At 57.9% G+C, this 11,613-nt stretch carries 12 protein-coding genes; all 12 read right to left on the bottom strand.

Annotated features, from left to right (window positions below; genetic code table 11):
- Positions 1-267 (bottom strand): 3-hydroxyacyl-ACP dehydratase FabZ (fabZ, locus tag AAAB16_RS13255; RefSeq protein ID WP_340663742.1); only part of this gene is annotated, 267 nt, incomplete at its 3' end.
- A 47-nt stretch (positions 268-314) separates the two neighbouring features.
- Positions 315-1,376, bottom strand: a complete 1,062-nt coding sequence (lpxD, locus tag AAAB16_RS13250) for a UDP-3-O-(3-hydroxymyristoyl)glucosamine N-acyltransferase (RefSeq protein ID WP_340663743.1) — start codon at positions 1,374-1,376, stop codon at positions 315-317.
- The gene (locus AAAB16_RS13245; protein ID WP_340663741.1) at positions 1,376-1,879 is read right to left on the bottom strand and encodes an OmpH family outer membrane protein; all 504 of its coding nucleotides are present in this window, start codon (positions 1,877-1,879) and stop codon (positions 1,376-1,378) included. The genes lpxD and AAAB16_RS13245 overlap by 1 nt, the downstream gene beginning before the upstream one ends.
- A gap of 45 nt (positions 1,880-1,924) precedes the next feature.
- Entirely contained in the window at positions 1,925-4,306 is a 2,382-nt protein-coding gene (bamA, locus tag AAAB16_RS13240; protein WP_110616573.1) for an outer membrane protein assembly factor BamA, read from the bottom strand.
- Positions 4,307-4,395: 89 nt separating this feature from the next.
- On the bottom strand, positions 4,396-5,754 hold the full coding sequence (gene rseP / locus AAAB16_RS13235; protein ID WP_340663740.1) for an RIP metalloprotease RseP: 1,359 nt from the start codon (positions 5,752-5,754) through the stop codon (positions 4,396-4,398).
- A gap of 14 nt (positions 5,755-5,768) precedes the next feature.
- Positions 5,769-6,959 (bottom strand): 1-deoxy-D-xylulose-5-phosphate reductoisomerase, encoded by a 1,191-nt coding sequence (gene ispC / locus AAAB16_RS13230; protein ID WP_340663739.1) that lies wholly within the window; start codon positions 6,957-6,959, stop codon positions 5,769-5,771.
- A complete protein-coding gene (locus AAAB16_RS13225; RefSeq protein WP_340663738.1) occupies positions 6,956-7,774 on the bottom strand; it encodes a phosphatidate cytidylyltransferase in 819 nt (272 codons plus the stop codon). Before AAAB16_RS13225 ends, ispC begins: the two co-directional genes overlap by 4 nt.
- Positions 7,768-8,529, bottom strand: coding sequence for a polyprenyl diphosphate synthase (gene uppS, locus AAAB16_RS13220; RefSeq protein ID WP_110616577.1), 762 nt, complete (start codon positions 8,527-8,529; stop codon positions 7,768-7,770). Before uppS ends, AAAB16_RS13225 begins: the two co-directional genes overlap by 7 nt.
- Positions 8,530-8,543: 14 nt before the next feature.
- Positions 8,544-9,101 (bottom strand): ribosome recycling factor, encoded by a 558-nt coding sequence (gene frr, locus AAAB16_RS13215; RefSeq protein ID WP_110616578.1) that lies wholly within the window; start codon positions 9,099-9,101, stop codon positions 8,544-8,546.
- Positions 9,098-9,841, bottom strand: a complete 744-nt coding sequence (pyrH, locus tag AAAB16_RS13210) for a UMP kinase (RefSeq protein ID WP_108095943.1) — start codon at positions 9,839-9,841, stop codon at positions 9,098-9,100. Before pyrH ends, frr begins: the two co-directional genes overlap by 4 nt.
- A 197-nt stretch (positions 9,842-10,038) precedes the next feature.
- Positions 10,039-10,908: a translation elongation factor Ts gene (tsf, locus tag AAAB16_RS13205; protein ID WP_110616580.1), complete on the bottom strand. Its 870-nt coding sequence runs from the start codon at positions 10,906-10,908 to the stop codon at positions 10,039-10,041.
- 117 nt (positions 10,909-11,025) lie between these two features.
- Positions 11,026-11,613, bottom strand: a 588-nt coding sequence (rpsB, locus tag AAAB16_RS13200) for a 30S ribosomal protein S2 (protein WP_340663737.1), incomplete at its 5' end; no start/stop codon positions are given.

Genomic DNA, 11,613 nt, shown 5'->3' with positions numbered 1-11,613 from the left:
GTAGTAAAGCGTGCCATCAGCGGGCTTCACGTCGAGCATCTTGAAACCCAGGATGCCGGCGGCTTGAGCCATGGCTTCGATGATCAGCACGCCTGGCATGATCGGGTGTTCAGGGAAGTGACCGTTGAAAAAAGGCTCGTTGATGCTGACATTCTTGTAGGCGCGAATGGTCTTGGTGTCTGCCACATCCAAGTCGACCACACGGTCTACCAGCAGGAACGGGTAGCGGTGCGGCAAGTATTCGCGGATCTGGTTAATGTCCATCATGTTCGATAAAGCCTGTAAAAGAGGAAGGGGACTGACGAATGCGTCAGTCACGCATCAGATGAAGCATCGTCGGCCGGGGTCACGGCTGCCAGACGCTTTTCTAGCTGCTGCAGGCGACGCGCCATGTCATCCAGGTTACGGAAACGGGCAGCGCTCTTGCGCCAATCCGCAGCCGTTTGCATGGCGGTGCCGGAAGAATACGAACCGGGTTCGGTAATGGAGCGAGTCACCATGGTCATGCCGGTGACGAATACGCCATCGCAGATTTCAATATGCCCCACCAGCCCAACGCCGCCGGCAAGCATACAGTGCTTACCGATTTTGGTGCTGCCGGAAATGCCCACACAGGCGGCCATGGCGGTGTGATCACCAACCTGAACGTTGTGCGCAATCATGATCTGGTTATCCAGCTTCACGCCGTTACCAATAATGGTGTCGGCCAGCGCGCCACGGTCGATGGTGGTGTTGGAACCCACCTCTACGTCATCACCCAAGGTGACGCCGCCGATCTGGGCGATTTTCTGCCACACGCCTTTTTCGTTGGCAAAACCGAAGCCTTCACCACCGATTACGGCGCCAGACTGAATCACCACACGCTTACCGATGCGCACATCGTGGTACAGGGTGACGCGCGGGGCCAACCAACCGCCCTCGCCTATCACTGTACGCGCGCCGATAAAGCACTGGGCGCCGATAGTGACGCCAGGACCAATCTGCGCACCGCTCTCGATCACTGCATAAGCACCGACACTGGCGCTGGCATCGACGACCGCATCGGCAGCAACGACAGCCGTGGCATGCACGCCGGCCGCGGCGCGAGGCTTGCGATCAAACAGGTGGGAGAGTTCGGCGTAAGCCAGGTAGGGATTGGCCACCACCAACGCCGCGCCGGCATAACCTTGGGCATCCGCCTCAGTCAGCAGCACCGCACCGGCTTTACAGTCGGCGAGGAATTTGCGGTATTGGGGGTTAGCAAGAAAGCTCAGTTGGTCCGGGCCCGCCTCATGCAAGGTGGCCAGGCCAGTGATACTGATGTCCGCGGCGCCACGCAGGGTAGCGCCGAGACGCTCGGCCAACTGGCCGAGGGAAAAAACCAGAGCCGTCATGATTAACGCGACTGGTTCATGCGCTCGATGACTTGGCGAGTGATGTCGTACTGAGGTTTGACATCGATCACCGCACCGCGCTCAAGCACCAAGTCAAAGGCGCCATTTTTGATGACGTCTTCAACCGCTTTATCCAGCGTTGGCTTCAGCTTTTTCAGCATTTCACGGTCAGCAGCGGCTTTGGCTTCGTTCAGTTCTTTGGATTGGAACTGGAAGTCACGAGCCTTTTGCTTGAATTCAAGCTCCAGACGCTCACGCTCGCCCTGCTGCATTTTTTCGCCTTCTTTGACCAGACGATCCTGAATGCTCTTGGCGCTGGTTTCCAGGGCCTTGAGTTTGGTCAGTTGCGGGCCGAATTTTTTCTCGGCGTCGACTGCGTACTTCTTCGCAGCGTCAGACTCGAGCAACGCCTGCTGATAATTCAGCACAGCGATTTTCATATCGGCGAAGGCCGGACCTGCCAGAACGGCAGCACTTAACAGAACCAACTGAATCAACTTGCGCACGTTGTACTCCTGCAAAAATCGTTGTCGTTATAAATGATCAGGTAATTAGAAAGTCTGACCGAGGGAGAACTGGAACACCTGAGTATCGGCGTCGTCCGGCTTTTTGATTGGCATGGCCAAGCTGAAGCTGAGCGGGCCCAACGCGGTAATCCAAGTCACACCAACACCTACAGAGCTGGCCAGACTGCTCAGGTCGAGATCACAACCACTGTCGCCACGGTTTTTCTGTGTGGAACTGCAGTTGGTATCGAACACATTACCCACATCCCAAAACAACGAGGTACGCAGGGAACGCTGGTCTTTCACGAAAGGCAGTGGGAACAGATATTCCGCACCACCCTGGATCAACACGTTACCGCCAAATGGCAGCGGATCTTGGTCCGGGTCAGTGTAACGACCGTATTTGTCCTGACCGCCACCGGGTACAAAGCTCGGCGTACTGCGCGGGCCGAGACTGCTGTCTTCGAAACCGCGAACCGAGTTGAAACCACCGGCGTAGTAGTTCTCATAGAACGGCAGGCCGGAGGTGGAACCATAGCCATCACCAAAACCCAGTTCGGTATGGAAACGCATGGTGGTGTTAGTAGTCAGCGGCGCGAATATCTGTGCGCGGTAGTCCAACTTGAAGAAGGACAGGTCGCTGCCTGGAATAGTGCTTTCCAAGACCAGGCTTTGCGAGTGACCACGGTTGGCCAATACGCCACGGTTAAGGGTCGACTCGGACCAGCCAACGGAGCCTTTGAAGTTCAGGAAGTTATCCCCTTCGCGATCCAGGAAGGCGATGATTTCATCAACGGTGTAGTCACCGGTTTTGATTTCATCTTCCTGCACCGTCAAACCAAAGGTAAGACGTGCGGTTTCGCTGATGGGGTAGCCGATGCTCACACCACCACCGAAGCTGTCTACGGCGTAGCTGGATACATCGGTATCGAGCTCATCGTAGTCAGTGGTGCGGTAGAAAGCGTTGTAGCCCAGGCTCACGCCGTCAACGGTCCAGTAGGGGTCAACAAAGCCAAAGTTATAGCGGGTTTGGTATTCGCTGCGGGTCAGGCCGATGCTGACCTTGTTACCGGTACCGAGGAAGTTGTTCTGGCTGATCGAACCACCAAGGATCAAACCGGCGTTCTGGGCGAAACCAACGCTGGCAGTGATCGAGCCCGACGCTTGTTCTTCCACGCTGTAGTTCACGTCGACCTGGTCGTCAGTGCCTGGCACTTGCGGGGTTTCAACGTTCACTTCTTTAAAGAAGCCCAGACGCTCCAGACGTGTTTTCGACTGATCGATCAAGTAGGTCGAGGCCCAGCCACCTTCCATCTGACGCATTTCGCGGCGCAGCACTTCGTCTTCGGACTTGGTGTTGCCACGGAAGTTGATGCGGTTTACGTACGCACGCTTGCCAGGGTTAACGGCAAAGGTGATGGAAACGGTGTGGTCGTCATCGTGCGCTTCTGGCACGCCGTTGACGTTGGCGAAGGTGTAACCCTCGTTACCCAGGCGGCGGGTGATCAGCTCGGAAGTGGTGGTCATCAGCTTGCGCGAGAACACTTGGCCTTTCTTCACCAGCAACAGGGCTTTGACTTCGTCCTCGGGAACCTTGAGGTCACCGCTGAGTTTCACTTCACGAACGCTGTACTTCTGGCCTTCATCGACGTTAACGGTGATGTAGACGTGTTTTTTGTCCGGGGTAATGGATACCTGAGTGGAGGAGATATCCATGTTGATGTAGCCGCGGTCCAGGTAGTAGGAACGCAGACGCTCCAGGTCACCGGAGAGTTTTTCGCGGGCGTACTTGTCGTCGTTCTTGAAGAAGGACAGCCAGTTGGTGGTCTTCAGTTCGAACAGATCAACCAGGTCTTCATCCGGGAATACGGTATTACCCACCACGTTGATGTGCTGGATGGCCGCCACGGTGCCTTCGTTGATGTTGATCTTCAGCGCGACGCGGTTGCGCGGCTGGGGAATAACTTCCGCTTCGATTTCTGCCGAGTAACGGCCCTGGGCCACGTACTGACGCTGCAGTTCGTTACGCACGCCTTCAAGGGTGGCGCGCTGGAAGATCTCGCCTTCAGACAAACCGGATTGGTTCAAGCCCTTGAGCAGGTCTTCACTGGTGATCGCTTTGTTACCTTCAATCTCGATACTGGAGATCGACGGACGCTCAACCACGGTGATGACCAGCACGTTGCCGTCACGACCCAAGTTGATGTCTTGGAAGAACCCGGTTTTAAACAGCGAACGAGTGGCTTCGACCAACTGGCGGTCATCGGCAGTCTCGCCAACGTTCAGAGGCAAGGCGCCGAACACGCTGCCGGCGGAAACCCGCTGCAGGCCGTTGACGCGGATATCGGAGATGGTGAAGGACTCGGCGTGAACTTCGGCGATCATCAGTGCGAAGAGCACCACAGGTAGCAGCAGCAGACGTTTCATGAAGTCCTTTCTTATTCCAACTGACGATAAAAAATCTGCCGCAAAGTGCGGCACTTTTTGTAATTCGGTGAACGGTCTAACGATGAAACTCAGAACCGACTCAGGTCATTGACCAGCGCCAGCAGCATTACCCCAACAACCAGACTGATGCCGATCTGCATCCCCCAACCCTGAACTCGCTCCGATACCGGGCGACCACGCACCCACTCGATCAGATAGAACAGCAGGTGCCCGCCATCAAGCACGGGAATCGGCAAAAGATTGAGAACCCCCAAACTGATGCTCAGATAGGCGAGGAAATTCAGAAAATCCCCTAGCCCGGACTGGGCCGAAGCGCCCGCCACTTTAGCAATGGTTATCGGCCCGCTCAAGTTTTTTACCGACAGCTCGCCAAAGAGCATTTTCTTTAGCGAATCAAGGGTCAACAGGCTCATTGTCCAGGTACGTTTTAGTGCTTCGGACACCGATTCCAACGGCCCGAAACTCACCTGACGAAGCATGTCGGCAGGCCATTCGCCGCCCTGCACACCCGCGCCCAAGTAGCCGGCGTGGGCCTTATCGTTACCTTTGGAGGCCAGGGTAACCGGCACTTCAATCTGTTGGCCGTCGCGCTGTACCAGAAGCATTACTCGCTGACCGGCGCGCGGGCGCACGCCATCAACCAGTTGCTGCCAATCGCTTAGCGGCCCGCCATCAAGGCTTAACAGGCGATCGCCGAGCTTCAAACCCGCGGCCTGGGCCGGACCTTCAGGATCAAGAGTGGCCAGAACCGGTTCCAGGACCGGGCGCCATGGGCGAATCCCCAGGGAGGAAATCGGGTCGGGCTCTTCGGCGCCCTTGAGCCAGTCTTGCAGTTGTACCTGGTAGGTGGATTCCACGCTGGACTCAGGCTCACGCACGTGCACGGCGACCTGGCCGGTCTCACCCAAGCGGCGCACCAGTTGCAGACCGATGCCACTCCAACCCGTGGTCTTCTCGCCGTCAACGGCGAGGATTTCCTGCCCAGCAGCCAAACCAGCCTGCGCCGCCAGGCTTTGCGGCTCTACCGCGCCGATAACCGGGCGCACCTGCTGGCTGCCCATCATGGCCAGAACCCAGAAGAACACGATGGCGAGCAAGAAGTTGGCGATAGGCCCCGCAGCGACAATAGCTATGCGCTGCAGGACTGGCTTGCGATTAAAGGTGAAGGGCAAGTCTTCGGCAGCGATCTGCACATCGGCTTCGCGCTCGTCGAGCATTTTCACGTAGCCGCCCAGCGGGATGGCGGCGACAACAAACTCAGTACCGTGGCGGTCATGCCAGCGCACCAGTGGCGTGCCGAAGCCGACGGAGAAGCGCAGCACTTTTACACCACAGCGGCGAGCGACCCAGAAGTGGCCGAACTCGTGGAAGGTAACCAGCACGCCCAGGGCGACCAGCAGGCCGCAGACCATATACAGCATGTTCATTTACATCCTCCGAGCTAGCGCCCGTGGTGACTCAACCAGTGTTCAGCCGCGGCTCGTGCACCGGCGTCAGCCGCCAGCACGGCATCGAGACTGTCGACCGGCAGTGCCGGCTGAGCGTTCAAGACCGCGTCAATCATACTCGCGATCTCGGGGAAACAAATGCGCCGTTCAAGAAACGCCGCCACCGCCACTTCATTCGCGGCGTTGAGCATGGCCGGCGCAGTACCGCCAGCCTCGGCCGCCTGGCGCGCTAAGCGCAAGCAAGGAAAGCGCTGCTCGTCGGGCGGCAGGAAATCCAGGCGGGCGATAGCGAACAGGTCCAACGGCAATACCCCGGAGTCAATACGCTCCGGCCAGGCCAGGGCGTGACTGATGGGCGTACGCATATCCGGATTACCCAACTGCGCTAGCACCGACCCATCGACATAGTCGACCAGCGAGTGAATAACGCTCTGCGGGTGAATCACCACTTCCACTTTTGAAGGCGGCGCATCGAACAACCAGCAGGCTTCGATCAGCTCGAGCCCTTTGTTCATCATGCTGGCCGAGTCCACGGAGATCTTGCGCCCCATGGACCAGTTCGGGTGGGCGCAGGCCTGCTCAGGGGTGACGTGCTGCAGGTCGCCCAATGGCGTTTGCCGGAACGGGCCACCGGAAGCAGTCAGCAGAATGCGCCGCACGCCCACAGCGTTGAGGCCACGGGAATAGTCGGTGGGCAGGCACTGAAAAATCGCATTGTGCTCGCTGTCGATTGGCAGCAACACGGCGCCGCTTTTGCGCACCGCCTGCATAAAGAGGGCGCCGCTCATCACCAGCGCCTCTTTATTAGCCAGCAACACCTTCTTGCCAGCCTCGACTGCCGCCAGTGTGGGCTTGAGGCCGGCGGCGCCAACGATCGCCGCCATTACCGCATCCACCTCTGGGTGCGCAGCCACTTCGCAGAGACCGCCCTGCCCTTCCAGCACACAGGTATTCAGGCCGGCCGCCTGCAACGCGCTTTGCAGCTTACTGGCGGCGGCAGCATCGGCAACTACCGCATAACGCGGGCGATGCAGCAGGCACAGCGCTTCCAACTCGGCCACGCGAGAAAAGGCACTAAGGGCGAAGACTTGATAGCGCTGTGGATGACGAGCGATGACATCCAGGGTACTAAGCCCGATGGAGCCGGTGGCGCCAAGAACGGTGATCTGTTGCGCCAGACTCACAGCTGACCCCAGCCTGCACTCCAGAGCAATACGGTAAACATAGGAATAGCGGCGGTCAGGCTGTCGATGCGATCTAGCACACCGCCATGGCCGGGCAGCAAGTTGCTGCTGTCTTTGATGCCGGCTTGGCGCTTGAACATGCTTTCGGTCAAGTCGCCCACGACCGAAACGGCAACGATCAATGCCGTACCGAGCAGCGCAAAAACAAACTCGCCACCGCTCCAACCGCGGAAAAGGCCAACACCGACGGTTATTGCCAGGCAAGCCGCCAGGCCGCCGTAAACGCCTTCCCAACTTTTACCGGGGCTAACAAGGGGAGCCAGTTTACGTTTGCCAAATTTGCGCCCGGAGAAGTAGGCGCCGATATCCGCACCCCAGACCAAAATCATCACCGCGAAAATCAGCCAGTTGGCCAGCGGCCATTGCTTGATCAGCACCAGGCCTTGCCAGGCCGGTAGCAAAATCAGCAGGCCGATCAGCACTTTTATGGGCGTACTGTCCGACCAGAAACCATGACTATTGGGAAAGCTCAGCACCAATAAGGTGGCCACCAGCCACCACAGAATACCCAGGACCAGTACCCATGGCGCCAGACCAGGCAACTGGTAAAGCACCACCAGCAGCACGGCTACTGCCGCAGCAAAAGCGACGCGCACCGGTTGTGCCTGAAAGCCGGCCAGACGCGCCCACTCCCAAGCACCCAGGGTAACCACAGCGCCAATAAACAGGGCAAACGCCGCGCCACTGAGCAGAAAGAAACCGCCGAGGGCGATCGGTGCCAGGATCAGGGCGGTGATGATGCGTTGCTTCAACATTGTGCGCGAGCCTCAGCTGCCACCTGCTCGCTGGTCTTACCAAAGCGACGCTGGCGGGTAGCGTAATCGGCCAGCGCTTTGCGCATGGCGTCGTGTTTGAAGTCCGGCCAGAACAGGTCGGAGAAATACAGCTCGGAATAGGCCAACTGCCACAGCAGGAAATTGCTGATGCGGTGCTCGCCGCCGGTGCGAATGCACAGGTCCGGTAACGGTTGCTCGCCCGTGGCCAGGTAACCTTGCAGCAGTCGCGGGGTAATGTCTTCCGGACGCAGATGCCCGGCCTGAACCTGATGCGCCAACTGTTGGGCCGCCTGGGCGATATCCCACTGACCACCGTAGTTCGCCGCCACCTGCAGCACAAAGCGATCGTTGCCCGCGGTCAGCGCTTCCGCTTCACGCATGGCGGTTTGCAGCTCGGGGTGAAAGCGCGAGCGATCGCCGATAATGCGCAGGCTGATGCCGTTGGCATTGAGCCGTTTCGCTTCACGCCGTAAAGCGGAAAGAAACAGCTCCATCAAGGCACCCACTTCGTCTGCCGGCCGATCCCAGTTCTCACTGGAGAAGGCAAACAGGGTCAGCACCTCGACGCCTTCCTCGGCACATACCTCGATTACCGCACGCACAGCGTCAACGCCCGCTTTGTGCCCGGCGACGCCAGGCAACAGGCGTTTTTTCGCCCAGCGGTTGTTGCCATCCATGATGATCGCCACATGTCGTGGCACGCCCGGCTGGCCGGTTTTGACGGTCTTTTCCATGACGAGACCAGCCGTTAAACGGCCATCAGATCCGCTTCTTTCTGCTTCACGGCCACTTCAATCTCAGCCACGAACTTATCCGTCAGCTTCTGAATATCGTCAGCCGCACGGCGCTCTTCGTCTTCGCTGATTTCTTTCTCTTTCACCAGGTCTTTGAGCTGGCTCAGCGCGTCACGGCGGATGTTGCGCACAGCCACACGACCATCTTCGGCAGCATCACGGGCCTGCTTGGTGAAGCCCTTACGGGTTTCCTCGGTCAGCGCCGGCATGGTCACCAGCAGCAGCTCGCCCAGGTTGGTTGGGTTAAAGCCCAGACCGGAGCTCTGGATAGCCTTGTCGACCGCGCTGAGCATATTGCGTTCGAACGCAACGATTTGCAGGGTGCGGGAATCTTTAACAGTGACGTTGGCCACTTGGTTCAGCGGCGTGTCTGCACCGTAGTAAGGCACCATCACACCACCGAGAACGCTTGGGTGCGCCTGGCCGGTGCGAATACGACTGAAAGCGTGGACAAGCGATTCCAGGCTTTTCTGCATGCGTTCTTGAGCGTCTTTCTTGATTTCGTTGATCATTGCTCGCCTTCCTCGATCAGGGTTCCTTCCGCCCCGCCCACTACGATATTCAGCAGTGCGCCAGGCTTGTTCATATTGAAGACCCGCAGCGGCATCTTGTGATCGCGGCACAGACAGATGGCTGTCAGGTCCATCACACCGAGTTTGCGATCCAATACTTCGTCGTAGGTCAAACGGTCGAATTTTTCGGCATTGGGGTCTTTGAACGGGTCGGCGGTGTATACGCCGTCAACCTTGGTCGCTTTCAACACCACGTCCGCATCGATTTCGATGGCGCGCAGGCAGGCTGCAGAGTCGGTGGTGAAAAACGGGTTACCCGTGCCAGCAGCGAAAATCACCACATCGCCGGAGTTCAAATGACGAATGCCTTTGCGGCGGTCGTAATGGTCGGTAACGCCGACCATGGAAATCGCCGACATTACGATAGCGGGGATATTCGAGCGCTCCAGGGCGTCGCGCATCGCCAGGGCGTTCATGACCGTGGCCAGCATACCCATATGGTCGCCGGTGACGCGGTCCATGCCGGCAGCGCTCAGAGCGGCGCCGCGGAACAGGTTACCACCGCCAATGACCAGGCCTACCTGTACGCCTATTCCGACCAGTTGCCCCACTTCCAGGGCCATGCGGTCGAGCACTTTGGGGTCGATACCGAAGTCTTCCGAACCCATCAAGGCTTCGCCGCTTAGTTTGAGCAGAATGCGTTTGTAGCGAGGTTGGCGACCACTCACCTGCTGAGCCATGCGTATCTCTCCTGCGGCGTTTGAATTCTAGACAGGCGAAATGCCCGTATTGATCGAGCGCTTGGACAGCGCCCATGGCATTTGGTGCAGCACAGTGCACCAATACCGTTTACATATGCAATTGCTGGCCCCACTTCGACAAAGAGGCTGCGCGCGTTAGCGGGCAGCCTCTTCGGGGCGACAGATCGAAACCTGTCTTACTGCTTGCTGGCAGCCAGTTGAGCCGCTACTTCGTCAGCGAAGTTCGATTCAACTTTCTCGATGCCTTCACCTACGCCGTAACGTACGAAGGAAACGATTTCAGCGCCGGCTTTCTTGGCCAGAGCACCAACGGTGACTTCTGGATCCTTAACGAAAGCTTGCTCAACCAAGCTGGCCTCAGCGAGGAACTTGGCGATACGGCCGGCAACCATTTTTTCAACGATTTCGGCTGGCTTGCCTTTGATCTTGTCTTCGTTCAGCGACAGGAAAACGCCTTTTTCGCGCTCAATGGCTTCAGCGGAAACTTCGCTCGGCAGCAGGAACTCAGGGTTGCTGGCAGCAACGTGCATAGCGATGTCGCGAGCCAGTTCCGGGGTACCGCCTTTAAGCGAAACGATCACGCCGATTTTGTTGCCGTGAACGTAAGCACCCAGCACGTCACCTTCAACAGCGGTCAGACGACGGATGTTGACGTTCTCACCAACCTTGGCAACCAGCTCAACGCGAGCGGTTTCACGCGCAGCGATCAGCGGCTCAACGGTGGTCAGGTTTTCGGCCAGAGCCTGGTCGATGCTGTCAGCCACGAATTTCTTGAAGTCGTCTTGCAGGGCCAGGAAGTCGGTCTGCGAGTTCACTTCCATGATCACGGCACGCTTGTTATCAGCAGTAACCTTGACCGCGATGGCGCCTTCAGCAGCCACGTTACCGGCTTTCTTGGCGGCCTTGATGGCGCCCGAAGCACGCATATCGTCGATGGCTTTTTCGATGTCGCCGCCAGCCTTGGTCAAGGCCTTTTTGCAATCCATCATGCCTTCGCCAGTACGCTCACGCAGTTCTTTAACCAGCGCTGCAGTAATCTCTGCCATTTTCAAATCCTCTTGGATAAGTCTCACCCGGCGAGCCGAGCGATGATCAATTCTAAGGTGGCAAAAAGGGGGCCTAGCCCCCTTTTTGCTAACCGAGAGACGCTAGACGCGGTCTACTCAGCCTTCAGCTTGTTCAGCAGCTACCGGAGCTTCGACGAATTCGTCGGTGCCGCCGTTAGCGTTGCTGCGGCCACGCACTACGGCGTCAGCCATTGCACCCATGTACAGCTGGATGGCGCGGATGGCGTCATCGTTGCCTGGGATGATGAAATCAACACCTTCCGGGCTGCTGTTGGTATCGACGATGCCGATAACCGGGATGCCGAGCTTGTTAGCTTCGGTAATAGCAATGCGCTCGTGATCAACGTCGATTACGAACAGGGCATCAGGCAGGCCGCCCATGTCCTTGATACCACCCAGGCTGCGATCCAGTTTTTCCAGATCACGAGTACGCATCAAAGCTTCTTTTTTGGTCAGTTTGGTGAAAGTGCCGTCCTGGGACTGAACTTCCAACTCACGCAGACGCTTGATCGACTGACGGATGGTTTTGTAGTTGGTCAGCATGCCGCCCAACCAGCGGTGATCCACGAACGGCGAACCGCAACGTGCTGCTTCTTCAGCAACGATCTTGCCAGCGGAACGCTTGGTGCCGACGAACAGAATTTTGTTTTTGCCCGAAGCCAGTTTTTCAACAAAGGACAGAGC

This window comes from Pseudomonas sp. (assembly GCF_037994325.1).
Lineage (GTDB): Bacteria > Pseudomonadota > Gammaproteobacteria > Pseudomonadales > Pseudomonadaceae > Aquipseudomonas.
Note: the sequence above shows the minus strand (reverse complement) of the source record. Positions and strands in the feature narration are given on the sequence as shown.